Genomic DNA, 23,972 nt, shown 5'->3' with positions numbered 1-23,972 from the left:
GAACCACACCTCGCCTGTCACCGGGTCTGCTGTGGAGGATGAGCCCATTCAAATCACCATTTCTGGAGGTGGGCACCGATGGGCAAGGTTGTCGGCATTGACCTTGGCACCACGAACAGCTGTGTTTCCGTGATGGAGGGCGGCAAGCCCACCGTGATCGCGAACGCCGAGGGCTTCCGCACCACGCCCTCCGTGGTTGCTTACACCAAGAACCAGGATCAGCTGGTGGGTCAGATCGCCAAACGTCAGGCGGTGATGAACCCGGATAACACCTTCTATTCCGTCAAGCGTTTCATCGGCCGTCGGGTTGATGAGGTGAACGAGGAATCAAAAGAGGTGAGCTACGGCGTCGAAAAAGCCGGCTCCAACGTGAAGGTGAAGTGCCCGGTTCTCGACAAGCAATTCGCGCCTGAAGAGGTTTCCGCTCAGGTGCTGCGCAAGCTGGCCGAGGACGCCGGTAAATATCTCGGTGAAACCGTCAGCCAAGCGGTAATCACCGTTCCCGCTTACTTCAACGACTCCCAGCGCCAGGCCACCAAGGACGCCGGCAAAATCGCTGGCCTTGAGGTGCTGCGCATCATCAACGAGCCCACCGCTGCGGCTCTGGCCTACGGCCTCGACAAGAAGAGCAACGAGCGCATCCTGGTCTTCGACCTGGGCGGCGGCACCTTCGACGTGTCCGTTCTGGAAGTTGGCGACGGCGTGTTTGAGGTGTTGTCCACCGCTGGTGACACGCACCTCGGCGGTGACGACTTCGACAAGGTGATCGTTGATCACCTGGCTGAGACCTTCAAATCCAACGAAGGCATCGATCTGCGTCAGGACAAGCAGGCCCTGCAGCGCCTCACCGAAGCCGCTGAAAAAGCCAAGGTGGAGCTGTCCAACGCCACCCAGAGCGAGATCAACCTGCCGTTCATCACGGCCACGCCTGAGGGTCCCAAGCACCTGGATCTCACCCTCACCCGCGCCAAGTTCGAGGAACTGGCTTCCAAGCTGATCGACCGCTGCGCCATGCCTGTGGAGCAGGCGCTCAAGGACGCCAAGCTCTCCTCCGGCGAGCTGGACGAGATCGTGATGGTGGGTGGTTCCACCCGCATTCCGGCCGTGCTCGAACTGGTCAAGCGCATCACCGGCAAAGACCCCAACCAGACGGTGAACCCCGATGAGGTGGTGGCTGTTGGTGCTGCCATTCAGGGCGGTGTGCTGGCCGGCGAGGTGAAGGACATCCTTCTGCTCGACGTCACGCCCCTCTCCCTGGGTGTGGAGACCCTCGGCGGTGTGATGACCAAGATGATCACCCGCAACACCACGGTTCCCACCAAGAAGACCGAGACCTACTCCACGGCTGTGGATGGTCAGACCAACGTGGAAATCCACGTGCTCCAGGGTGAGCGCGAGATGGCGTCCGACAACAAGTCGCTTGGAACCTTCCGTCTCGATGGCATTCCCCCGGCTCCCCGGGGCGTGCCTCAGATCGAAGTGACCTTCGATATCGACGCCAACGGCATCCTCAGCGTCACCGCCAAGGACAAGGGCAGCGGCAAGGAGCAGTCCATCTCGATTACCGGTGCGTCGACTCTCTCGGATTCCGAGGTCGACAAGATGGTTAAGGACGCCGAGGCCAACGCCAGCGCTGACAAGGAGAAGCGCGAAAAGATCGACCTCAAGAACCAGGCCGAAACCCTCGTCTACCAGGCTGAAAAGCAGATGGGAGAACTGGGCGACAAGGTTGATGCCGACGCCAAGGCGAAGCTGGAGGAGAAGCGCCTCAAGCTCAAGGAAGCCACCGAGAAGGACGACTACGACGCGATGAAGACCCTGTTGGAGGAACTGCAGCAGGAGCTCTACACCGTGGGCGCATCCGTCTATCAGCAGGAAGGGGCTGCAGCTGGTGCTGGTGCGCCTGGTGCTGACGCCGGTGCCGGAGCCAACGCCGGTGGTGGCGATGCCAGTGATGACGTCATCGACGCGGAATTCACCGAGACCAAGTGATCGGTTGATTCACCAACGCGCTAGGGCCCTGCGGGGCCCTTTTTTTATGCCTGCTCAAGTGATCTCTGCTCGAGTTCAGCGGCGACCCACTCGGCGGTGCCAGGCGTGAGCAGAACGCCGTTGCGATAGTGCCCACTGGCAAGGATCAACCCGGGTTCCAGCTCCTCCAGCAGAGGGGCAGGGCGATCCACGGGCCGGGCTCGCAGGCCACTCCAATGGCCAACCACCGTGGCTGAGCGCAGCCACTCCGGTGCCCGCTCATTCAGGTTGCGCATCAGCGTCAGAGGATCCTCCGAAGCGTGATCGCCCGGTTCCACGGTGGCCCCGAGCAGCAATCGCCCGGGTGCGGTTGGAATCAGGTTGAAGCCCTGATCCACCAGCACCGAGGGCCAGTTGTTCCACGTTGTCGGACCCGTTGTCAGTTCCAGTGACAGGGCCTGGCCCAACACCGGTGTCATCGGTCGGGCTTGGCCCAGAGGTTCCAGCAAGACGTCCGAGCTCAGGGCCGTGCAGAGCACCACAAGCTTGTGAACGGAGCTGTCTCTATCGGCGCGATGCACATGCCAGTGGTTGTCGTTGCGCTCCAGACGGATCACTGCCGTGGCATTCAGCTCCACGCTTTGCTCTGCCAGCGCCTGACGCAGGGCCCGTTGCAGCAGCAGTGGATCCACGCGACCGTCGTGGCGCGAGTGCAGGCCACCGTGACTGGCCGTAGGCCAGACAGCTGCCAGGTCGGAGCTGGTGACCATCTGCAGGCCCAGGTCAACGCGCTGGGCGGCCAGCACCTCCATCCGCTCAGCCGCTCGTTCATCCTCGGCGATTTGCAGCAGGCCCGCATGGAGTTTGAGGTCAGGCTGGTGGGCCTGCAGCGTTTCGATCCATTGCGGCCAGAGCTCCATGCTCCGGCGGCGCAGCCTCCAGCCCCGTCCGCTGCTGCGGCGAAACACGTGGCCCATCAGCACCCCGAGGGATGCCGAGGTTCCACTCAAATCGTTTGCTGATCCCTCGCGATCAACGGACTGGTTCAGGCGAGGGTCGTAAACAGAAACATCGTGCCCTTGCTGGGCCAGATGCCAGGCGATGCCGAGGCCGATGGCCCCGGCACCAATCACTCCAATGGAGCGGGTCAGTTGAAGGCCTCAGCGGGGATCAGATCGCTGTAAGCATCAAACCCGGCAGCCACGGCGCTGTAGGACTTCTGCAGGCGGCTGAAGTCCTGCAGGCGTGCCGCTTCATCCAGATCGGCGAGAGCTTCTTTCAAGGAGCGGGCCACCTTGGTGGCTTCCTTGCGCTCGCTCTTGTCGAGGCGCTGATTGATGTATGACATTTCCCGGCTCACTTCCTGCATGGGGCCATGCAGGAGGTTGCGGGTGAACACCCAATCCTTTTCACTCACCAGCCGGGCCAGATCAGGCAGACGGGTCTTTGCGTCTTCAAAGGCTGCGGCCTGGCGGCGGATCACGCCCAGGTCGTCAGGATTGATGCCGGCAGCATTAACAGCCGGGGCTATCAGACCCAGGCTCAAAGCGACGCAGAGGCAGAACGCGGCAAGGCGGCTCAGAGCCTTCAGCATGGTGATTGAAAATTTCCCTGCGACTTTAACCAGCCCCTCCTGCGCGGGAGAATTTTGTTTTTCAAAGCGTTGTTGTGAGTGACGCCACCGTCATCCTTCAGATGATCTGCCCCGATCGGCCGGGCCTGGTCAGCGAATTGGCGGGTTGGGTGGCGGCCAACGGCGGCAGCATTCGCCATGCCGATCACCACACGGATGCGGGAGCTGGGGTGTTTCTCAGCCGGATTGAGTGGCAGCTCCAGGGATTCGGCATTCCCCGGGATGTGCTTCCTGAAGCGGCTCAGGCTCTGGGACAGCGGCTTGGTGGCGAAGCGCAGCTTCACTTCTCAGACGAGTATCCGCGTGTGGCGATTTTTGCCAGCAAGCAGAGCCACTGCCTGCAGGATCTGCTCTGGCGGGTTCAAAGCGGGGAGCTGCCGATGCAGGTTCCCCTGGTCATCGCCAACCATCCGGATCTGGAACCCCTGTGTGCATCCTTTGAGATTCCGTTTGTTTGTGTTCCCGTCAGTCGGGACACCAAAGCGGAAGCGGAGCAGCGGATCCTGGAGCTGCTTGAACAGAACAAGGTTGAACTTGCGGTGCTGGCCAAATACATGCAAGTGCTGAGCAGTGATTTCCTCGAGCGTTTCCCCCAGGTGATCAACATCCACCATTCGTTTCTGCCAGCATTCAAGGGTGCTCAGCCGTACCACCGGGCCTGGGATCGTGGGGTCAAGCTCATCGGCGCTACAGCCCACTACGTCACCGAAGATCTGGATGACGGCCCGATCATTGAGCAAACCACCGTTTCCGTCAGCCATCGGGACGAAGTGGAGGATCTGATCCGCAAGGGCCGTGACACGGAACGCCTTGCCTTGGCGCGGGCCCTTCGCTTGCATCTGCGCCGTCAGGTGATGGTCTATCGCGGGCGTACCGCTGTTTTTGCATGACGGCACGTCTGTACGCATGGCTGAGAGGCGACTGTCCGGTCGCCGCATCCCCCTGGGGTTGGTGCTTGTTTCAGCTCGGACTGCTGTTGCTTCCCTCGTCAGTGTTGCTGGCAAGCCTGCTGTTTGTGCCGGCCTTGGTCCTGGGCAGCCTCCGTCGTGAATGCGCCTACTGGCATGACCGCTGGAACTGGCCGCTTCTGTTGGCTGGCGGGCTCATGTTGCTCGGCTGTTTCAGCGCCTTGCGTGCTGACCTGGCTTGGGCAGGTCTGGCTAATTGGCTTCCTTTCTTTTGGGGATTCTGGGGGTTCCAGCCCTATGTGGCGGAGGCGGGGGCGCGCCGCCGAACGGCGCTCTGGATGGTGGCGGGCACGGTGCCTGTTGTGGTGACTGGATTGGGTCAGTTGTGGTTGGGTTGGCAGGGCCCCTGGCAGTTCTTGGGGGGCCTGGTGATCTGGTTCATGGCTCCTGGAGGTGAGCCGGAGGGCCGGCTGTCGGGTTTGTTCGATTACGCCAACATCGCCGCGGCCTGGTTGGCGCTGGTGTGGCCGTTGATGCTGGCGGCCCTGGTGCAACCCGGACTCGATCGCCGTCGTCGGAGTGTTGTTCTGATCCTGGCTGTCGCTTTGGTGACGGCTCTCGTGCTCACGGAGTCCCGCAACGGCTGGGGCGCGTTGGTGCTGGCGTTGCCCCTGGTGCTTGGACCGGTGAGTTGGCCCTGGTTGCTGCCCCTGTTGGCCCTGGGATTGATCCCTGTTCTGCTGGCGGTGTGGCCCGGTGTCCCGGAGCTGCTCCAGGACCCTGCCCGGGCATTGGTGCCTGAGTCGGTGTGGTCACGGCTCAGCGATAGCCGCTATGCGGGGGAGCGTGTCTTGGCCTCTACCCGTCTCAGTCAGTGGGGTGTGGCTTTGCAGTTAATCGCTGAACGCCCATGGCTGGGCTGGGGTGCTGCCGCTTTTTCTGTGCTGTACCCCTTGCGCATGGGTAAATGGCATGGCCATTCCCACAACCTGCCATTGGAGCTGGCGGTCAGCAGTGGGGTGCCGGCGGCGCTTGCGCTGGTGGGTCTGGTGCTGGTGTTGTTGATCGTCTCCTTGCGCTGCAGCCGCATGGGTTTGTTTGATCGTGCTTGGTGGGCTGCGGTGCTGGTGCTGGTGGTGCTTCACGGCACTGATATGCCGTTCTTTGACAGCCGCCTAAACATTGCCGGTTGGATTCTGTTGGCCGGACTGCGCAGTTGGATTCGGCAGACCGAGACGGCAGCGTTTAGCCCAGGTTGAGGGCCTCTTGCCTGTGTTCCTGCAGCTTCTCCTGACTCAAGGGGCCATCGAGATGGCACCAGGGCAACACCGTGTCAGAGGCCCATGCATCGTGCACCACGCTCTCCCAACTGGGAGGCAGCGGTAAGACAACGCCTGCGCTGCGGGCTTCAGGAAGTTCACCAGCCAGGGCTGCTCGGTAGGCCTTTTTCCAACCCCCCAGGCTTTCCTGGGAGCCGCGCACCGCAGCGATCACGGGGGCCAGGCGCCTGTCGCTTCGAGACAGCAGGGCCTGAATCACGCTCCAGCCATAGCTTTCCGGGCGCAGATCAATGCCTTTGGGTTTGAGACGTTTCGCCAGCAGCTTCAGGCGTTTTTCTGCTTCAGGGCGTACCCCTTGCCATTGGAACGGGGTGTGCGCCTTCGGCACAAAGGTGCTCACCCCCAAGGTGAAGCGCAGCCCAGGGGTGCCTTTCTTAAGGCTCAGCAGCAGCGCTGCGGTGCTTTCCACATCGTCGTTGTCTTCACAGGGAAGTCCCACCATTCCGTAGAGCTTCAAGGCCTTGAGGCCACCTTGCTTGGCATGGCGGGCGGCGGCTTCGATTTCTTCGCCGCTGAGCTTTTTGTTCACCACGCGGCGCATGCGCTCGCTGCCGCTTTCGATCGCGATGGTGAGGGATTTGCTGCCTCGTCCTGCCAACACTGCCGCCAGCTTCGGAGTGACCGTTGCGGCCCGCACGGAACTAACGCTGACGCGTAGGCCATCGAAACGATCTTGGGCTAGCCAATGGAGTAGATCGCCGAACTGGGGGTGCTGGGTTACGGACGCTCCCAGCAGCCCGAGGCGTTTGGTGGCTTTAAGGCCTTTTTCCACGGCCGGGATCAGCCCGTCATCCAACGACGGTGTTCGGAACGGCAGGGTCAGATAGCTGGCCAGGCAAAAGCGGCACAGTTCCGGGCAGCTGCGCACCACTTCCACCATGTGGATGTCAGGCCAAGCCGCTTCCGGCGTGATCACCGTCGAGTGGCTGAGGCTGTTGCCGCGCCATGTCTGTTTGGCCACCCGTTCTGGAAGAGTTGCATCCACCGGTGCCACCCCCAAAAGGGTGCCGTCCGCTGCATAGCGGGGTGCATGGAGCTCAGGCACGTAGATCCCCGGCACCCGGGCCAGATGCTGCAGTTGTTCGGCTCGGGGTTGGCCCTTCACGCTCTGAAGGGCATCGATAAAGGCGGGCAGCAGATCCTCGCCATCGCCCAGCAGCACGACATCAAAAAATGGTGCAAGGGGCTCGGGATTGGCGGTCAGTACAGGTCCGCCACCAAACACGATTGGATGCTCGTCGGTGCGCGCGTGGCTCCAGATCGGGATGCGCTGCTGTTCCAGCAGATCGAGCAGGACTGGTCCGTCGAGTTCCCAGCTGAGAGAAAGCCCAAATAGGTCGCAGTGCCTGTGGGGTGGATCTCCTTGATCAGTGAAGAGCCGGCGCACGTCGACGTCGGATCGCATCGCCAGGGTGGACCAGACGATCTGATAACCGAGGCTGGTGATGCCCACGGTGTAGGTGCTGGGAAAGGCCAGCACCGTGCGCAGGGCTCCGGGTTCCGGTGTGGCCGGATCGAACAGCAGCGTTTCCTGGTTCAGCTGGGGCCTCCTGTTGGGCCTGATGGTGGGGTTGGCGGCGTGAACGGACGTCTGTAGCGATTGAGCTTCATGGCCATCCGATCTTCAGCGTCGAGTTCCATGCCCATCTGACGCTCGTAGATCGAGTGGGGGTGGAATAGTCGGGCGATCACAAAGCTGGTGAGACAGGCCACCAGGATCGGTTTGAGGATCAGCAGATCCTTGGTGAGGGCAAAGGCCAGGAACATCGCCGAGATTGGCGTGCGGGAACAGCCTGCAACGAAGGCGCCCATTCCCGCGAACACATAGGTGGTGGGCACATGGCCGGTGAGGGCCTCAACACCGGAACCACCGGCCAGGCCAATGGCCCCTCCCAGCGTCAGCATCGGCATGAACAGTCCCCCTGGCGCTCCTGAGCCCGCTGCCAGTCCGGTGCTGAAGAAGAGCACCACAAAGCTGGCGAGGGCCAGGCTGATATCGGCCTTGCCGGCTCCAATCAGGTGCTTCAGTTCGCTGGGGTTATGGAAGGCATCCGGCAGGGCTGCATAGACGCAGCCCAGCACGAGCCCGCTCACGGTCATGCGCAGGATCAGACGGTCTCCGAACCAACGGTTGCCCTGCCGCTGCATGGTGAGCACATAGCGGGTGTAAAGCTCCGCCAGCACACCGATCACCACACCGAGAGCCACCAGATACAGCAGATCCACCGGCAGGAAGCGCACCAAGGGGGTGTATTCCCGTTCCAGTTGAAACCCGATGGTGCTGTTGAGCCCGCCGCCCCCGGGGTTGAGGCCAAGAAAGCCGAGCACATCCGCCAGGGTGTCGGCCGAGAAGGTGGTGATGATCACCAGCAGCAGCACCACGGGCCTGGCGGAGTGGAGCAGCTCCTCGATCGCGTAGATGAATCCACCGATGGGAGCACTGAACACGGCGGCAATACCGGCACCACCACCGGCGGCCACAATCACCCGGCGAAAGGCCACCGGTGCCCGCAGCCAGCGGGACATCTGCCAGGCCACGGAGCCGCCCATCTGAACGGCGGGGCCTTCCGGACCCAGAGGGAAACCCGAGCCGATGGCAATAATGCCGGCCACCAGTTTCACCAGGCCCACCCGAAGCCCCATCGGAACTGACCGGTGGCACAGGAAGCCCATGATGTGGGTGATCCCGGCTCCGCCAGCGGCTGGAGACAGGTTGGTGATCAACCAGGCCGAGACCATGCCGCCGAGGGCGCCGAGGGCGGGGAGTACCACCCAGGCTGGAAATTCATCGAGCAGGTCGAGCCGCCAATCCCGCAGCAGGCTGATGCCGCTGGTGAACAGCAGGCCGGTGATGGCAGCCCCAAGGCCCGTGAGCGCCAGAGCCAAAACCACCACCAGCCAGCGGCGTTCCAACAACCTCCTGATGCTCCGGCTGGAGCCCAGGAGGTGGCGTCGTTGCTTGGGTTCGCTCAGGGATGGCACAGATGAGGTGATCCGGAATCAGGCCTGAGCCAGAACGGTTGCTGCGTCGTCAGCATTGACCACGCGCCCCTGGTCTTCAAAGCCGCTGATCTGATCGAAGTTCAGGTAGCGGTAGAGCTCATCGGAGAGAGGGTCGATCTTCTCGGCCGCAATGCTGCGGTATTCCTCCGGGGTGGGAATGCGTCCCAGCTGGGCGCAGACGGCGGCCAGTTCGGCACTGCCCAGGTACACCTGAGCACCCTTGCCCAGGCGGTTGTTGAAGTTGCGGGTGCTGGTGGAGAACACGGTCGTGTTGTCTTCCACGCGGGCCTGGTTGCCCATGCAGAGGGAGCAACCCGGCATCTCCATGCGGGACCCGGCGGCCTCGAAGGTGGCGTAATAGCCCTCCTCCTTCAGGGTCTCTTCGTCCATCCGCGTTGGGGGACAGACCCACAGGCGCGCCGTGTTCTGGCCGGCGCCTTCCAGCACCTTGGCCGCGGCGCGGTAGTGGCCGATGTTGGTCATGCAGGAGCCGATGAACACCTCCTGCACAGGGTCACCAGCCACCTCGCTGAGCAGCTTCACGTTGTCGGGATCGTTGGGGCAGGCCACCACCGGTTCGGTGAGGTCGTCGAGGTTGATCTCCAGCACTTCCGCGTACTCCGCGTCTGCGTCAGCACTCATCAGCTTGGGATTCGCCAGCCAGGCCTCCATCTCCTTGATCCGGCGGGCCAGGGTGCGGGCGTCGCTGTAGCCGCGGGCGATCATGTTTTTCAGCAGCGCCACGTTGCTGCGCAGGTATTCGCTCACCGTGTCTTCGGAGAGCTTGATCGTGCAGCCGGCGCAGGAGCGTTCGGCGCTGGCATCGGTGAGTTCGAAGGCCTGTTCCAGCTTCAGGTCGGGCAGACCTTCGATCTCCATGATCCGGCCGTTGAACAGGTTCTTCTTGTTGGCCTTTTCAACGGTGAGCAGTCCCCGCTGAATGGCCACCCAGGGGATGGCGTTCACCACGTCCCGGAGCGTGACGCCCGGTTGCAGGGATCCGCTGAAGCGCACCAGCACCGATTCAGGCATGTCCAGTGGCATGGCGCCGATGGCGGCTGCAAAGGCCACCACCCCAGAGCCGCCTGGGAAGGAAATGCCGAGGGGGAAGCGGGTGTGGCTGTCGCCGCCGGTGCCGACGGTGTCGGGCAGAAGCATCCGGTTCAGCCAGCTGTGGATGATGCCGTCACCGGGCCGAAGAGCCACGCCACCGCGCTGGGCGAAGAAGTCGGGCAGTTCGTTCTGGGTCTGCAGATCCACCGGCTTCGGATAAGCGGCGGTGTGGCAGAAGCTCTGCATCACCAGGTCGGAGGAGAAGCCCAGGCAGGCCAGTTCCTTCATTTCGTCCCGCGTCATCGGGCCGGTGGTGTCCTGGGAGCCGACGGTGGTCATCAGCGGTTCGCAGCTGGTGCCGGGTCGGACGCCTGCAAGACCGCAGGCCTTGCCCACCATCTTCTGCGCCAAGGTGAAGCCCTTGCCGGTGTCTGCCGGGGCTGAGGGGCGGATGAACAGATCCGAAGGGGTGAGGCCAAGCTTGGCGCGCACCTTGTCGGTGAGGGCGCGACCGATCATCAGGGGGATGCGACCGCCGGCCCGCACCTCGTCGCTGATGGTGGTGGGCTTCAGCTCGAACCGACTCACAACCTTGTCGTCCCGTTCGATCGTGCCGGCGTGGGGGCGAATGGTGATCACATCACCAGTGTTCAGGTCGGTGACATCGCATTCGATCGGCAGGGCACCGGAGTCTTCAGCGGTGTTGAAGAAGATCGGGGCGATCTTGCCGCCAAGGATCACGCCGCCGGCCCGTTTGTTGGGCACATGGGGAATGTCATTGCCGGTGTGCCAGAGCACCGAATTGATGGCGCTCTTGCGGGAGCTGCCGGTTCCCACCACATCACCGACGTAGGCCACGGGATGGCCTTTCTCTTTCAGGTTTGCGATGGTTTTCAGTCCCTCTGGATCGCGGGTCTCGAGCATCGCCAGGGCATGGACGGGGATGTCCGGCCGGGTGGTGGCGTGGGTGGCCGGCGACAGATCGTCCGTGTTGGTTTCGCCTTCAACCTTGAAGACCGTCACGGTGATGCTCTCGGCCAGTTCGGGCTTGGCGGTGAACCACTCGGCTGCGGCCCAGCTGTCCACAACTTGCTTGGCGAAGCGGTTGTCCGCCGCCAGATCCATCACTTCGTTGAAGGCGTCGTAGACCAGCAGCGTTCGGCTGAGTCCCTCAGCAGCACAGCCAGCCAGTGCAGCGTCGGAGTGCTTCAGCAGCTCGATCAGGGCGGCGACGTTGTATCCCCCCACCATGGTTCCCAGCAGCCGGGTGGCCTCCAGTGGTGACACCAGGGGGCTTTTGGCGTCTCCCTGAGCCACGGCACTGAGCCAGGTGGCCTTCACGTAAGCCGCTTCATCCACACCCGGTGGGATCCGCTCGCTGAGCAGGTGCAGCAGGAACTCCTCCTCGCCGGCGGGAGGGTTCTGCAGCAATTCGGTCAGTCCCTGGGTCTGCTCGGCGTTGAGCGGAAGAGCGGGAACGCCCTGGGCTTCCCGGGCGGCGGCCAGCTCGCGGTAAGCGCTCAGCATGGAGATCTCTGTTCAGGGATGACCACCATTCTTCCGGACCGTGTCTGTTGCCAGTGAGCGGGGTGCGTAGCCTTGGTCGGAGTCTCGCGTCCAGTCATGGCCACCACCTCCGATTTGCATGTGGTGGAGACACGTCCTTTGGTGGCCCCTGCTGTGTTGCATCAGGAGCTGCCCATGGACGCGGCGGCACTCGAAACCGTGGCGTCAGCCCGCCGGCGCATTCAAGAGATCCTCAGTGGTCGTGATCAGCGTTTGCTGGTGGTGGTGGGCCCCTGCTCTGTTCACGACGTCAAGGCTGCCCGGGAGTATGCCCAGCGCCTGGCTCCGATCCGCGAGCGCTTGAAGGATCAGCTCGAGGTGGTGATGCGGGTGTATTTCGAGAAGCCGCGCACCACGGTTGGTTGGAAGGGACTGATCAATGACCCCCATCTCGACGACTCCTACGACATCAACACCGGCCTGCGGCGGGCCCGGGGACTGCTGTTGGATCTCGCCCGGGAGGGGATGCCTGCTGCAACGGAACTGCTCGATCCCGTTGTTCCGCAGTACATCGCTGATTTGATCAGCTGGACCGCGATCGGTGCCAGGACGACGGAAAGTCAGACCCACCGCGAAATGGCCTCAGGGTTGTCGATGCCGATCGGCTACAAGAACAGCACCAACGGCAGCGCCACCATCGCGATCAATGCCATGCAGGCGGCAGCCAAGCCGCATCACTTCCTCGGCATCAATCGCGATGGTCATGCCTCGATCGTCAGCACCACGGGCAATCCCTACGGCCACCTCGTGCTGCGCGGCGGCAGCCAGGGCAGCAATTACCACTTGGAAGCTGTGCAGGAGTCCGCAGCCGAGTTGAGCAAAGCCGGTCTGCAGGATCGTCTGATGGTGGATTGCAGCCATGCCAATAGCAACAAAGACTTCCGCCGACAGGCGGAGGTGCTGGCCAGCGTTGCCGAGCAGTTGCGGGGGGGCTCCAATCACGTGATGGGCGTGATGATCGAGAGCCATCTGGTGGAAGGCAACCAGAAGCTCAACGCCGACCTGACGCAGCTCACCTATGGCCAGAGCGTCACGGATGCCTGCATCAGCCTCGAGACCACCGAAACCCTGTTGGAGGATCTGGCCGCGGCTGTGGCCAGTCGCAAACAGACGGTTACCGCCTGAGCATCAACGCCTTGGTTCAAACCACCAGTTGACTCCACAGCACCCCCACGCTGAGGGGAACGCTGAGGTTGTCGAGACCGCGCCAGCTGAGCTGTTCCAAACCGGTTGCCATGGCCACCATGCCAAGGGCTGCTGGCAGGGATAGGTCAGCCCCCGACCATCGCGCCAGGCCGATCAGCACCAGGCCTGAGACAACGGCCATGGTCATCGTGCCGACGCTTGATTTGGTCTGACCAAACAGAACCCACTTCGGGGACACGACGTTGCGGCCGATCAACCCTGCAAGCCCATCCCCTAAGGCCATCACCAGAACCCCGGCGGACACCGCATCGGCTCGGGTTGGCCAGAACGGCAGAAGCAGCGTTGTGATTGCGATGCCGTAGGCGATGGTGCCGTAGCTGTTGCGATCAACATCCTCAACAGCGGGGATGAAGCGCCATTGGTGGTTGATCGTCGTCACAACGGTGATCACCGCCGCAACAGGCAGGGCAACAACGAAGGGAATTTCAAAGAACCAGGCCAAAGGAACCACGGCTCCGGTTCCGATGTGCACAATTTTTCGGCTCAGTTCCCGTTGATTCGGCCGAAGCCGGCGGCACAACACGGCGCCTGCTACCACCATCGCCATCCAGGTCAGGATGGCGATGAGTCCGGTGATGGAAAGCAAGTGGCTTAGGCGGCTTGTTGGTGGTTGGTCATGGCGCGCAGCTTGAGAATCGCTTTGGCCTCCAGCTGTCGGACGCGCTCACGGGACACATTGATCTGACGACCGATCTCCGCAAGGGTCAGAGGCTCTTCACCACCAAGACCGAACCGCAACTTCAGAATCTTCTGCTCGCGTTCGTTCAGCTGCGAGAGCCAGCCCCCCAGATGTTCCTTCTGGATGCTGCGATCCATCCCCTCCATCGGTTCTTCACCGTTGGGATCCGGGATCAGTTCACCCAGGGTGCTGCGATCTTCCTCGCCACGGGCATGGGCATCCAGCGATGCACAAGGTGCGCTCTGGGAGATCAGATCCTCCAGTTCCCGGGGCTCGATGCCCATGGCACTTGCCAACTCCAGCCGATTCGGTTGACGACCGAAGCGGTGGGACAGCTCCCGGGAGATGCGACGCATCTTGGAGAGTTTTTCGCTGATGTGGATCGGCAGGCGAATGGTGCGGGCGCTGTTGTCGATGGCCCGCGTCATGCCTTGACGAATCCACCAGTAGGCATAGGTGGAAAATTTGTAGCCCATGGCGGGGTCGAACTTGTCGACCGCTCGCTCCAGGCCGATGGCACCTTCCTGAACCAGATCGAGCAGCTCCAGGCCCTGGTTCTGGTATTTCTTCGCCACGCTCACCACGAGGCGGAGGTTGGCGGCCATCATCCTGTCGCGGGCCCGTTTGCCCATGCGGATCTTGTGGCGATGCCGGGAGGTCAGCTCCTCTTCCGGTAGCTCCTGAAGTTGCTTCATCGCTTGCACATGGTGTGCAAGTTCGATCTCTTCAGCTGCCGTCAGCAAGGGGATGCGTCCGATGCTGCTCAGATAAAAACCGATGGAGTCGGTGGCAAGCCGCCCTCCTTGTCGAGTTGATGGTCGACGTCCGGTGGACGGCAACGCAGGTTCCTTCTGGGACGACTGTTTTGTCGTGCCGGAAGATTCCAGAGGGATCCCCATCACCCTGGTCTCCTGAATGAATTTGGGCTGAACTTAGCACCAAGCAACAGTGCTGACTGTTTCGAATCGAAAGAATTTCAGGAGCTGAATCTTTGGGCTTTCAAAACAACTGATTCGGCCGTGATCGTGGTGGCTTCAACTTTGTTTTTGAAGGAATGTTGTATCGGATGTCACAGACGCAATCCCTTTGAAAACCAAAAGAATCACAAGGATTGGATGCCGTTGCTCCATTCCTTGATCAATTGAATCTGGGAATTGCGTTCCGAGGTGTCGTTTTCGGGTTTGCGCTGCACAAATGTGCCGTCGCTCTGCATGTCCCAGGCGGCCTGGTTGTCATTCAAGTACAGCTGCAGCAGGCGTTCCAGTTTCTGGCGATGCTCTGGGTCTTCGATCGGAGTGACTGCTTCAATGCGGCGGTCGAGGTTGCGGCTCATCCAGTCGGCACTGCCGATGTACACCTCCGGTGAGCCGCCGTTGGCGAAGGAAAAGATTCTCGAGTGTTCCAGGAACGGGCCGATGATGCTGATTACACGAATGTTTTCACTCAATCCTTCACAACCGGGATAGAGACTGCACATGCCGCGAATGATCAATTCGATCGTCACTCCGGCTTGGGAAGCTTCATAAAGAAGCGCAATGATCGTTGGGTCCACCAGGGAATTCATCTTGGCTCGGATCACGGCCTCTCGGCCCTGCTGAGCATGTTCAATTTCGCGGCGAATTAACAGCTCCATGCCTTTCCGCAGGGTGACGGGGGCTACGAGCAGGCGACGAAAACTTTGCTGCTTGGAAAAACCGGTGAGGTAATTGAACAGTTCCACCAGGTCTTGACCCAGTTCCTGGTTGGCGGTGAGCAGGCCCAGGTCGGTGTAGTGCTTGGAGGTTTTGGAGTTGTAGTTGCCCGTGCCGATGTGCGCATAGCTCTGCAGCTTGTCTTTTTCCTTGCGCACCACCAGAACAATCTTGGTGTGGGTTTTCAGCCCCAGCACCCCGTAGACCACATGCACTCCGGATTGCTCCAAGTGCCGGGCCCATTGGATGTTGTTGTCTTCGTCAAATCGTGCTTTCAATTCCACCAGTGCCATCACCTGCTTGCCGTTTTCGGCGGCACGGATCAGTGCAGCGATGATCGGCGAGTCTTTGGAGGTGCGGTAGAGCGTCATCTTGATGCCCATCACCTGGGGATCGTCCGCTGCCTGGTTGATGAACTCTTCGACGGTTGTCGAGAAGAGGTCATAGGGATGGTGCAGAAGGATGTCCTGACGGCGAATCACCGAGAAGATCGATCTGAACTCATCCGGCTTGATTGCTCCCTCGTCCAGCAGGTGTTGCTGACTGCGGGCTAGCACCGTCGGTGTCTGGCCTCCGTGGCTTTGGCTCTTGAGTTTCGGCAGCGGTAGGGCGGTCAGGCTGAGCAGGTCGTCCAGGCCCAGGGGACCATCAATCACATAGAGGTCTTCCTCTTCAACGCTGAGTCCTGTCATCAGCATCTCCACCACGTCCTGAGGCATTTCGTTGGGCACCTCGAGGCGCACCACCTCACCGCCCATGCGTCGCTTTCGCAGTCCTTGTTCCAGGGCCAGCATCAGGTCATCGGCTTCCAGATCCCTCAATTCCAGATCCGCATCCCGCGTCACGCGGAAGAAGTAGTGCCCCTCGATCGTCATGCCAGGGAACAGCTCCTTCAGGTTGAAGGCGATCACCTGCTCGAGGGCGATGGCGGTGTGAACGGGTTTGTGCTCCTGGCCGCTCAGGTGCGAGGGGATGGCGATGAAGCGAGGCAGATTTTTCTGGGGAACTTTCACCCGGGCAAATTGCCGTTGTCCTGTTTCCGGATCAACAACCACGGCCGCAACGTTGAGGCTCAGGTTGCTGACGAAGGGGAACGGATGGGCGGGGTCCACAGCCAGAGGTGTGAGCACCGGAAACACCGAGGTCTGGAAGGTGTCGTCAACCCATTGGCGTTGGTCTTCGTTCAGCTGTTTGTAATCGAGCAGCTCAACCTTGTGTTCCAGCAGCTTCGGCCTCAGGTGCTGGCGGTAATGCACCTGTTGCTCTCGCAGCAGGGGAATCAGCCGTTCCCGGATCGCCAGCAGCTGCTCCAACGGCGATTTGCCATCCTCACTTGGCTTGCTGACGCCCGCCTCCACCTGAGACTTCAGTGACGCCACGCGAACCATGAAGAATTCGTCGAGGTTGTTGCTGAAGATGGCGCTGAACTTGGCTTGATCGAGCAGAGGTGTGCGCGGATCCAGGGCCTGGGCCAGCACCCTTTCGTTGAAGGCGATCCAGCTCAGCTCCCGGTTGATGTAGTGCTCCGGGGCTAAGGCTGCTGCGCTCATGGGCTGAACGGCTCGGCGCTGGTGTCGTTAGCCGAAACGTAGCAATCAGGACTGGCTTGGTTGTGTGTCGGAGGTGTCCGGCAGAGGGCTGCCGGCCACCAGGCCGATCACGATCACCAGCACGGTTGCCGCAGCTGCAAACGGGCTCACTGGACCAAGCAGGTCGTAGCTGAATCCCGCCAGGGGAGGGCCGAGGAAACTGCCCAAACTTTGCAGGGCCTGCAGGCTGCCGAGGGCACTGCCTTGCCCTTCCCGACCCAGGCGCCGTGACACCAGGCTGCGCAGGCTTGGTGTGACCAATCCGGTGCCCAGGGCCAGGATGCCGACGGCAGTAAAGATGGCGCCCGCCCGATCGGATGCACCGACGCTGGGGATCAGCAGGCACCCAATGATCACCAGGCCGAGGCCCAGCAAGGTCAGACGCCATTCGCCAAACCGTTTCACCAGCGGTCCGATCAGCCCTCCTTGCACCACAGTGGCGACCACCCCCACCACCAGGAAGGCGGTGGTGGCGAGCTCAGGGCCCCAGCCGAAGCGCTGCTTGAAATAGAGCACCAGGATGGCGGTGAAGCCGTTGAAGGCCAGGAAGAAGAGGAAAAAAGCTCCGCACAGTCGCCCCACACTGGGGTTCATCAGCACCTGGCTCAGCCGTGCAAACGGATTGAGGTCGCGTTTTCTGGGCAGGTTTTTGCGGGATTCCTGGGGATGGGTTTCCGGCAGCACATTGAGCACCACCAAGAGGTTGAGTGCAGCAAAGCCTGTGGCCACCCAAACGGGAAGGGACACGGCCACCCGGGCCAGTTGCCCGCCAACGAAGGGTCCAAGGATGAACCCCAAACCAAAGGCCACGCCGATCAAGCCGAAGGCACGGGCTCGCTTGTCGGGAGGCGTGATGTCGGCGAGCACGGCGCTGGCTGTTGCTGCCGTACCGCCACTGATGCCGTCAATGATCCGTGCTGCGAACAACAACAGCAGGGGCAGCAGACTTTGGCTGGGCCAAGGCAGTGAAACCGTCACGGCAAACAGGCCAAGCCCCACCACGGATCCTGCGACGCAGATGCTGATCACGGGGCGGCGGCCGTAGCGATCACTGAGCGCTCCGATCAAGGGAGTGACCAGGAACTGCGCCAGGGCATAGCTTCCCGCTAACAGTCCCAGGGTTCGTCCGTCTGGGGCGAACTGGGCCAGGAGAAAGGGCAACAGCGGAAAAACAATGCTTTCGCTGAGGCGGTCGTTGAGCAGCGTGAGAAACGCGCTGAGCAGTGTGGGAATCCGAGGACGCTGCAAGCTTGCTGCCACGCAGGAGAGACTCACATTCCCACAAGCGGCTCCATGGCTTTGCGTCCGATCGCTCCGGAGGATCACCCGCTGTTGCGGGAGATCTATGCCGATGCGATCGAATCTCAGGCTCCCCTCCTTTATTCAGATGAACAAGTCAGGGCCTGGGCGGCTCTGGCCTGGTTGCCTGGCGTGCTCGATGCGAGTTTTCGGGAGGGCTCGGGATGGCTCACCACTGATGGTTCGGCCTTTGCGATCCGCTATCCGGAAGATCGTCTCTCGCTGCTCTACTGCCGTGGTTGTGCCTCGAGGCGGGGGCATGGCAGTGCCCTCCTGAAACGGATTGAGGCGGATGCGCTGGCGTCCGGCGTTCAACAATTACGAACGGAGGCCAGCCAGTTCAGCCGACCGTTGCTGGAGCGACGGGGCTGGTGTGTGGAAGCGCCAGAGACGATCCTGATTGGAGGCGTTCCGTTCGAGCGCTATCGGATGGTCAAGCTGTTTCGCCAAGCGCAGAGTTGATCAAGCTGGGCTTGGGCCTGGCCCATCTCCAGAACGGATGCTGCCCGTTGAATGCCCTGTTCCAGGGAATCACTGCAGCCGGCGAACCACAGATAGGCGCCGGCATTCCAGCGCAGGGCGTCGCAGAGAGGGCCTTTGTTCTGAAGGGCGTTTCGTGCCTGCTCCGCCCAGGTGGTGTCGTCAGCCCATTCCACGTCGGCGTCGTGACAGCCATGGTCACGGGGGTGCAGGATCAATCGCTCCGCTTTGCCATTCCGCACCCGGGCCGTGATGCAGGCTCGGCCGATGGGCAGGTCGGTGCCTCCTTCCAACCCCTTCACGGTGAGAACATCGGTTTCGCCGGCTTGCTTGAGGGCTTCCCAGGCGCGGGCTTCTGTTGGTGGGTGGACAAAGCCACTCACAAGGAGGTGGTCGCCTTGGTGGGGTGTCCAGAGCAGTTCCAGGCTGGCAACCGGGGGACGCTTGCCCAGTTCTTCGCGGTAGCCGATCAGGGTTTCCGCGATGGGGAAATGATCCGGCTGGTGAATCAGGGCGAAGCCGTTCTGCTGGAACCCGTCTGCAACGGCGCTGATCGACAGACCTGTGAGGTTGAGATCGAGAAGGCGGAACAGATCAACAGCGGTGACGCCGTATTTGATCGGCATCCGCTCACCGCCCTGCAGAACCACCGGCTGACCACAGGCCAACAGCACCAGCGCGGTGAGCGGGTAAATCGGCGCTGTGCGCGTGCGCCCGTCGTAGGGCATGCCGAAACACAACGGTGCTCGACTGCCAACAGTGGATTGCAACACCGGGCCATTGGCTCGGTAGGTGTCGAGCATCCCCGTGAGTTCTTGAGGTTCGGGCCGTCGGATGCGATGGGCAATCAGGAAGGCGCCGATCTGTGCGGGCGTCGCTTCGCCCTGCAGCATCAGCTCCATGGCATCAGCCGCTTCCTCACGACTCATGCCTTTGCTGGTGTGTTCACCGCTTCCTACCTTGCGCAGGTGCTGCTTGAAGCGGTCGCGGCCGGAGAGAACTGCGCTCGTCAAAGGTCCGGCCTCTAGCTGTGATCAGTCTTCAGGAGTGACTGACCCGGCAGGGGTAGCAATTGCTACGAAAGCTCAGGGCCTGCTCAGACGGGATAGCCCCTCGAAACTGCCATGGCGTGGGTGCTGCGGGTGGTGGCGTCCTTCGGCGTAATAGAGCCGCTCCAGCATCAGTTGGGGAGCAGTGGTTGGCGGAAGGAATTGCGCCTGCAGCAGGTTCGCCATCGATTGGAAGAATTGGCTCATTGCAAATTTCTTCTGTAAAACAAATTTCCCCGATCAAGAGCCTGTCGGCTGTGCTTGTTGCTTCAAAACAGGCTGTTGTTTTGTAGTTGATGCTTCATTGTTCAGTCAGCGTTTGCGCAACAGTTTCTCTGCTGCTGAGACGTTCCAACTTGGAATGCTGTTTTTGAGGCGGCTATAACAATTTTTCGTTCAATCATGACTGTTTCAGCTGTTCCCTCGACCCCGTCGTTGGCAGCTCCTTCCCAGGAGACCGTCACCGCCACCTTGATGGCTGCAAAGAAGGCCAAGGGCATGAGCTTTGCTGATCTGGAAGCAGCCCTGGGCCTCGATGAGGTCTGGATTGCTTCCTTGTTCTATGGACAAGCCACAGCTTCAAAAGAAGAGGCTGAAAAGCTGGCTGAGCTGCTCTCCCTTGACTCAGCCATCACCGCCGCTTTGCAGGAGTTCCCCACCAAGGGAAGCCTCGATCCAGTGATCCCCACTGATCCCTTGATCTATCGCTTCTACGAGATCATGCAGGTCTATGGCATGCCCCTGAAGGATGTGATCCAGGAGCATTTTGGTGACGGCATCATGAGCGCGATTGACTTCACGCTTGATGTCGACAAAGTGGAGGATCCCAAAGGTGATCGCGTCAAAATCACCATGTGCGGCAAGTTCCTGCCTTACAAAAAGTGGTGAACATTCAAGTGTCTTGATTGAAGACATCAAGCCCCGCCATCGCGGGGTTTTTTTATTGGCGGAATTGTTGGCTCAGTTGGGTGCTGGCCATTTTCCGCCGAACGTCGTCATTCAGCTCCTGGCTTAACTCCAGCAGGCAGCGCTGACTGGAAGGTGTGGCGATGCAACCGAGCGCGCGGAAGGCGGCCTCGGCAACAGGCAGGGAACCATTTCCACACAGCTCTGACAGCTTTTCGCTGATCAACACGCCATCGCGGCGTTGCAGAACCCGAATGGCGGCCACAACGACTGGATCGCGAAAATCATTCAAAACCTCTTGGCAGAACTGCAGCAGTTCACCGTCGTCGAGGCAATGGGATCGGAAGCTGAGCAGTTGAAGACCGGCAAGTCGGTGCAGTTGGCCCGGGTGATGCAGGCAATTCACCACCACCGATTCGGGAACTTCGGCACCCCAGCAGGCGAGAGCCTGAACCACCATCAGGTTGGCGTCCTCATCGTCTGAGGTTTGCTCGAGTTGAGCCAACAACCAATCGCGGGCTTCGCTCTGGTGGCAGAGTCCTGCCGCCATCACCAAATCGGGCAGAACCCCGTGGCTGGCGAGGAGGTCTTGGATCACGGGCCAGCCGCGCTCGGCCTGCATCCCCAGTTTTTCGCAGAGGGCTCGCCGCAGATCAACAGAAAGGCTGGGGGAGTAGACCTCCCCCAGCCAAGCGGGCTCCAAAGGAGCGCGTCGAGATCGGGCGAGCCGTTCCCAGAGAACGGCTTCGTCGTTCATGGATGGATCAGCGGGCACCCAGTTCAGCAGCGAGCTCACGCTCCAGCTTTTCATCGTGCTCGGTGGGCAGCACGTTCTCCATCGGCGTGCGATGGGTGCTGTAGAAGAGCATGCCGATGAACACCATGCCGCCCACGATGTTGCCGAGAGTGACAGGCAGCCAGTTCCAGAAGATCACCTTGGTGAAGGGGACGCCGGAACCGAGGATCGGGCCAGCGGTGTGCAGGAACTGGTTCACCACGATGTGCTCCATGCCCATCGACTGGAAGGCGGTGATCGGAAGCCAGCAGGCCAGGATCTTGCCGGGAACGCTCTTGCTCACCAGGGCCATGGTCACGCCCAGGCAAACCAACCAGTTGGCCACGAGTCCGCGCAGGAAGGCGAGGAAGAAGCCCATGCTTCCCAGGGCCTCGTACTTCTTCTCAACGTTGATTTGATTGAGGGCCATGATCTTCTGGGCCACGGCATCCCAGATCGGCGGGCCGACGTTGTCAGCAGCGCCATCCATGGTGCCGCTGGTGAGGCTGATGGCCATGATCACGGCCACAACGGCGGTGCCGATCCAGTTGCCGATCCACACCCAGACCCAGTTGCGGAAGGTGGCACCCCAGCTGCTCTTGCCCGCCCAGGTGGCCATCGGCAGCAGGGCGAAGTTGCCTGTCACCAGCTCCATGCCGAACAGCACGATGCTGGCGAAGCCGAAGGGGAACAGCAGCGATCCCACGAACGGGGCTTTGACGGTGATGCCCACGGTGAGGGCCAGGATCACCGCCAGGCCAAGGATGGCTCCGGAGTAAAAGCCACGGATCAGCAGGTTCTTCACGCTGACCGTTGATTTTTTGCCGCCGGCGGCAATCATGCCGTCGACAAGCTCATTGGGTAGGACGTAGTCCATCAGATGAGATTGAGAGTTGGACGAAGGTTTTGATGTCAGCCGCTGATGCGGTTCATCAGGCGGGAAAACAGATCAGGGCTGCCGCCCTGACGGTTGATGGCGGCTCCGTCGCGACCACTGGCGCTGAGCCAGTTGACGAAACGAGAGAACACGTCGTTGCGGTTGGCCATGACGGTGAGGGGGAGTGGTCGATGCGGGGAGCCGTGACTTCAAAAGGAAGCGTCACGGCAACCGCAGCGATCAGGCCTTCGGGGTGGCCCCGAACTTCTCGATCAACACCTCTTTGAGAGCGGCCTTGATCTCATCGGCCGGGATCGCCTTGCGGTGGAGTTCGCCGACCGTCGGATTGGCGCTTTGGGAACCACCGATGGTCATCGTGTAGCCCTCGCCCATCACGCCTTCGCTGTTTTTGGCTTTGGTGCCCGTAAGGCCGATGGCACCCATGTAGGCCTGGCCGCAGGTGTTGGGGCAGCCGGTCCAGTGGATCTTCAGCTCTTCAGGAAGATTGAGCTCCTGGTCGAGTTCCTTGGCTGCCGCCAGGGCTTGATCTTTGGTGTTGGTGAGACCAAAACCGCAGTAGGTGTTGCCCGTGCAGGACACGGTGCCGGCCGCGATGGTGCCTGGCTCCAGCGGGAAGCGTTGCACCAGGGCTTCTGCCTTCAGGGCCTCGAGCTTGTCGTGGGGAAGGCCGACGAGGATGACGTTCTGATCTTCGGTGAGACGCACCTCACCACTGCCGTAGTTGAGGCTGGCGGTTGCCAGATCCTGCAGATCCTGGGCGGTCAGGCGACCCACCGGAACGTGCATCCCGGCAAAGGAGAGACCTTCCTGCTTCTGCGGATGGATTCCGTAGTGGGAGCGGGGCGTGGTGTTGAAAACAGAGCCCGGGTCTGGGGTCAATGGACCGAAGAGTTCTTCCACCTGGCTGCGGAACACGTCGTGGCCCACTTGATCCAGGTAGAGGCGGAAGCGGCCTTTGGGGCGCTTGTCGCGCTCACCGTTGTCGCGCCAGAGCCGGATCACGGCATCGGTCATCTTGCAGATTTCCTCTGGCTTCACCCAGGCGTTCAGGGGAATGGCGTAGGCATTCATCTGTGAGGACAGAATTCCTCCGATCCAGACGCCGAATCCCATCACCCCATCCCGTTCCACGGGGTGGAAAACGATGTCGTTGTGGAGCAGGAAGTTGTCCTTTGCACCGGCAACGGCGGTGTTCCACTTGCGGGGCAGGTTGGAATACTCCGGGTTGCCCTGGCAGTTGTTGGTGAGGAAGTTCTGCAGCTCGGTGGTGTAGGGCCGCGTGTCGACGATCTCGTTGGGATCAATGCCGGCAATGGGGTTGCCGGTGACGTTCCGGGGGTTGTCGAAGCCGGATTGGATCGTGCTGAGGCCGGCTTCCTTTAGCCGCTTGAGGATTTCCGGTAAATCGCTCAGCAGCACGCCGCGCAGTTGAAGGTTCTGACGGGTGGTGATGTCGCAGCTGCCGTTGTCGCCGTAGCGCTCAACGATGGAGCCAACCACCCTCAGCTGATCGGCCGTCAGCACACCATTGGGCACCCGCAGGCGCAGCATGAATTTGCCTGGTGTTTTCGGACGCCAGAACATGCCGTACCACTTCAAACGCAACTGGAGGTCGGTTTCATCCACCTGCTCCCAGCCGAGCTCGGCGAATTTTTCAATTTCGCTGCCGACCAACAGGCCATCTTTGGCCGCCTTGTTCTGCTCGATCTTGTTGAGCTTCTTGCCATCCAGGTAAGCCCTGGAGGGAGAGCTAATGGTCATAAGTCGAATAACGATTGGGCGGATTGATTGCTCAAAGACGAGGCGCGAATCAATCGAGATGGCCCGAAGACCGGCAACGCTTCAAAACGAAGGGGAGCGTTGGGTTGACTGAATAAACACTGCGACGGCGACCCTGGTCCGTAACAAAGAGAACACTTTTGGTGT

The 23,972-nt window shown here is 61.2% G+C and carries 21 protein-coding genes; 6 read left to right on the top strand and 15 right to left on the bottom strand.

The window, feature by feature from the left end:
- Window positions 1-78: 78 nt before the first annotated feature.
- Window positions 79-1,992 (top strand): molecular chaperone DnaK, encoded by a 1,914-nt coding sequence (dnaK, locus tag DXY02_RS07725; protein WP_114988798.1) that lies wholly within the window; start codon window positions 79-81, stop codon window positions 1,990-1,992.
- A 44-nt stretch (window positions 1,993-2,036) separates the two neighbouring features.
- Here dnaK and DXY02_RS07720 read toward each other — a convergent pair whose 3' ends face one another.
- Both DXY02_RS07720 and psbQ read right to left on the bottom strand, forming a co-directional pair.
- A complete protein-coding gene (locus tag DXY02_RS07720) occupies window positions 2,037-3,104 on the bottom strand; it encodes an FAD-binding oxidoreductase (RefSeq protein ID WP_114988797.1) in 1,068 nt (355 codons plus the stop codon).
- A 14-nt stretch (window positions 3,105-3,118) separates the two neighbouring features.
- Complete coding sequence (gene psbQ / locus DXY02_RS07715) at window positions 3,119-3,565, bottom strand: photosystem II protein PsbQ (RefSeq protein WP_114988796.1); 447 nt, start codon at window positions 3,563-3,565, stop codon at window positions 3,119-3,121.
- A 74-nt stretch (window positions 3,566-3,639) separates the two neighbouring features.
- On the opposite strand from psbQ, the gene purU reads away from it, so the two are divergent.
- Entirely contained in the window at window positions 3,640-4,494 is an 855-nt protein-coding gene (gene purU, locus DXY02_RS07710) for a formyltetrahydrofolate deformylase (protein ID WP_114988795.1), read from the top strand.
- Entirely contained in the window at window positions 4,491-5,771 is a 1,281-nt protein-coding gene (locus DXY02_RS07705) for an O-antigen ligase (protein ID WP_114988794.1), read from the top strand. Before purU ends, DXY02_RS07705 begins: the two co-directional genes overlap by 4 nt.
- On the opposite strand, the gene DXY02_RS07700 is transcribed toward DXY02_RS07705, so the two are convergent.
- The 3 genes from DXY02_RS07700 to acnB are packed head-to-tail and all read right to left on the bottom strand — an operon-like array spanning window position 5,758 to window position 11,435.
- Window positions 5,758-7,332, bottom strand: coding sequence for a radical SAM protein (locus tag DXY02_RS07700; protein WP_114988793.1), 1,575 nt, complete (start codon window positions 7,330-7,332; stop codon window positions 5,758-5,760). The genes DXY02_RS07705 and DXY02_RS07700 overlap by 14 nt on opposite strands.
- Window positions 7,333-7,388: 56 nt before the next feature.
- Window positions 7,389-8,834, bottom strand: coding sequence for a ClC family H(+)/Cl(-) exchange transporter (locus DXY02_RS07695; protein WP_114988792.1), 1,446 nt, complete (start codon window positions 8,832-8,834; stop codon window positions 7,389-7,391).
- 18 nt (window positions 8,835-8,852) lie between these two features.
- Complete coding sequence (gene acnB, locus DXY02_RS07690; protein ID WP_114988791.1) at window positions 8,853-11,435, bottom strand: bifunctional aconitate hydratase 2/2-methylisocitrate dehydratase; 2,583 nt, start codon at window positions 11,433-11,435, stop codon at window positions 8,853-8,855.
- Between the two features lie 96 nt (window positions 11,436-11,531).
- Between acnB and DXY02_RS07685 the strand changes: the two genes are divergently transcribed.
- On the top strand, window positions 11,532-12,599 hold the full coding sequence (locus tag DXY02_RS07685) for a 3-deoxy-7-phosphoheptulonate synthase (RefSeq protein WP_114988790.1): 1,068 nt from the start codon (window positions 11,532-11,534) through the stop codon (window positions 12,597-12,599).
- Window positions 12,600-12,615: 16 nt separating this feature from the next.
- Here DXY02_RS07685 and DXY02_RS07680 read toward each other — a convergent pair whose 3' ends face one another.
- From DXY02_RS07680 to DXY02_RS07665, 4 genes are all read right to left on the bottom strand, one after another.
- Complete coding sequence (locus DXY02_RS07680; RefSeq protein ID WP_114988789.1) at window positions 12,616-13,266, bottom strand: diacylglycerol/polyprenol kinase family protein; 651 nt, start codon at window positions 13,264-13,266, stop codon at window positions 12,616-12,618.
- Window positions 13,267-13,271: 5 nt separating this feature from the next.
- Complete coding sequence (locus DXY02_RS07675) at window positions 13,272-14,258, bottom strand: RpoD/SigA family RNA polymerase sigma factor (protein ID WP_114988788.1); 987 nt, start codon at window positions 14,256-14,258, stop codon at window positions 13,272-13,274.
- Window positions 14,259-14,461: 203 nt separating this feature from the next.
- A complete protein-coding gene (gene ppk1, locus DXY02_RS07670) occupies window positions 14,462-16,600 on the bottom strand; it encodes a polyphosphate kinase 1 (protein WP_114988787.1) in 2,139 nt (712 codons plus the stop codon).
- A 45-nt stretch (window positions 16,601-16,645) separates the two neighbouring features.
- The gene (locus tag DXY02_RS07665) at window positions 16,646-17,887 is read right to left on the bottom strand and encodes an MFS transporter (RefSeq protein ID WP_170951521.1); all 1,242 of its coding nucleotides are present in this window, start codon (window positions 17,885-17,887) and stop codon (window positions 16,646-16,648) included.
- Window positions 17,888-17,932: 45 nt separating this feature from the next.
- Between DXY02_RS07665 and DXY02_RS07660 the strand changes: the two genes are divergently transcribed.
- On the top strand, window positions 17,933-18,400 hold the full coding sequence (locus DXY02_RS07660; protein ID WP_114988785.1) for a GNAT family N-acetyltransferase: 468 nt from the start codon (window positions 17,933-17,935) through the stop codon (window positions 18,398-18,400).
- Here the strand turns inward: DXY02_RS07660 and DXY02_RS07655 are convergent.
- Together DXY02_RS07655 and DXY02_RS07650 are read right to left on the bottom strand one after the other, a co-directional pair.
- Window positions 18,361-19,431 carry an anthranilate phosphoribosyltransferase family protein gene (locus tag DXY02_RS07655; protein ID WP_114988784.1) on the bottom strand — a complete coding sequence of 357 codons (1,071 nt, stop codon included), beginning with the start codon at window positions 19,429-19,431 and terminating at the stop codon, window positions 18,361-18,363. The two genes, DXY02_RS07660 and DXY02_RS07655, sit on opposite strands and share 40 nt — an antisense overlap.
- Before the next feature lie 72 nt (window positions 19,432-19,503).
- Entirely contained in the window at window positions 19,504-19,674 is a 171-nt protein-coding gene (locus tag DXY02_RS07650; protein ID WP_114988783.1) for a cyanate hydratase, read from the bottom strand.
- Window positions 19,675-19,902: 228 nt separating this feature from the next.
- Here DXY02_RS07650 and cynS point away from each other — a divergent pair, with 228 nt between their 5' ends.
- Entirely contained in the window at window positions 19,903-20,355 is a 453-nt protein-coding gene (cynS, locus tag DXY02_RS07645) for a cyanase (RefSeq protein WP_114988782.1), read from the top strand.
- Window positions 20,356-20,407: 52 nt separating this feature from the next.
- Here the strand turns inward: cynS and DXY02_RS07640 are convergent, their stop codons facing one another.
- From DXY02_RS07640 to DXY02_RS07625, 4 genes are all read right to left on the bottom strand, one after another.
- Window positions 20,408-21,130: a HEAT repeat domain-containing protein gene (locus DXY02_RS07640; RefSeq protein ID WP_114988887.1), complete on the bottom strand. Its 723-nt coding sequence runs from the start codon at window positions 21,128-21,130 to the stop codon at window positions 20,408-20,410.
- A 7-nt stretch (window positions 21,131-21,137) separates the two neighbouring features.
- Window positions 21,138-22,025, bottom strand: coding sequence for a formate/nitrite transporter family protein (locus DXY02_RS07635; RefSeq protein WP_114988781.1), 888 nt, complete (start codon window positions 22,023-22,025; stop codon window positions 21,138-21,140).
- A 35-nt stretch (window positions 22,026-22,060) separates the two neighbouring features.
- Window positions 22,061-22,195 carry a hypothetical protein gene (locus tag DXY02_RS07630; protein WP_006851080.1) on the bottom strand — a complete coding sequence of 45 codons (135 nt, stop codon included), beginning with the start codon at window positions 22,193-22,195 and terminating at the stop codon, window positions 22,061-22,063.
- Window positions 22,196-22,265: 70 nt separating this feature from the next.
- Window positions 22,266-23,807: a ferredoxin--nitrite reductase gene (locus DXY02_RS07625; RefSeq protein ID WP_114988780.1), complete on the bottom strand. Its 1,542-nt coding sequence runs from the start codon at window positions 23,805-23,807 to the stop codon at window positions 22,266-22,268.
- Window positions 23,808-23,972: the final 165 nt, after the last annotated feature.

The organism is Synechococcus sp. N19, assembly GCF_900474045.1.
Lineage (GTDB): Bacteria > Cyanobacteriota > Cyanobacteriia > PCC-6307 > Cyanobiaceae > Parasynechococcus.
The sequence above is the reverse complement of the archived record's forward strand: the minus strand, read 5'-3'. Positions and strand labels throughout refer to the sequence as shown.

What these genes read in the sequence shown, in the direction of transcription:
- dnaK (WP_114988798.1), top strand. Translation starts at nt 79, where the DNA reads ATGGGCAAGGTTGTCGGCATTGACCTTGGCACCACGAACAGCTGTGTT.
- psbQ (WP_114988796.1), bottom strand. Translation starts at nt 3,565, where the DNA reads ATGCTGAAGGCTCTGAGCCGCCTTGCCGCGTTCTGCCTCTGCGTCGCT.
- DXY02_RS07705 (WP_114988794.1), top strand. Translation starts at nt 4,491, where the DNA reads ATGACGGCACGTCTGTACGCATGGCTGAGAGGCGACTGTCCGGTCGCC.
- acnB (WP_114988791.1), bottom strand. Translation starts at nt 11,435, where the DNA reads ATGCTGAGCGCTTACCGCGAGCTGGCCGCCGCCCGGGAAGCCCAGGGC.
- DXY02_RS07685 (WP_114988790.1), top strand. Translation starts at nt 11,532, where the DNA reads ATGGCCACCACCTCCGATTTGCATGTGGTGGAGACACGTCCTTTGGTG.
- DXY02_RS07675 (WP_114988788.1), bottom strand. Translation starts at nt 14,258, where the DNA reads ATGGGGATCCCTCTGGAATCTTCCGGCACGACAAAACAGTCGTCCCAG.
- ppk1 (WP_114988787.1), bottom strand. Translation starts at nt 16,600, where the DNA reads ATGAGCGCAGCAGCCTTAGCCCCGGAGCACTACATCAACCGGGAGCTG.
- DXY02_RS07660 (WP_114988785.1), top strand. Translation starts at nt 17,933, where the DNA reads ATGGCTTTGCGTCCGATCGCTCCGGAGGATCACCCGCTGTTGCGGGAG.
- DXY02_RS07650 (WP_114988783.1), bottom strand. Translation starts at nt 19,674, where the DNA reads ATGAGCCAATTCTTCCAATCGATGGCGAACCTGCTGCAGGCGCAATTC.
- DXY02_RS07640 (WP_114988887.1), bottom strand. Translation starts at nt 21,130, where the DNA reads ATGAACGACGAAGCCGTTCTCTGGGAACGGCTCGCCCGATCTCGACGC.
- DXY02_RS07635 (WP_114988781.1), bottom strand. Translation starts at nt 22,025, where the DNA reads ATGGACTACGTCCTACCCAATGAGCTTGTCGACGGCATGATTGCCGCC.
- DXY02_RS07630 (WP_006851080.1), bottom strand. Translation starts at nt 22,195, where the DNA reads ATGGCCAACCGCAACGACGTGTTCTCTCGTTTCGTCAACTGGCTCAGC.
- DXY02_RS07625 (WP_114988780.1), bottom strand. Translation starts at nt 23,807, where the DNA reads ATGACCATTAGCTCTCCCTCCAGGGCTTACCTGGATGGCAAGAAGCTC.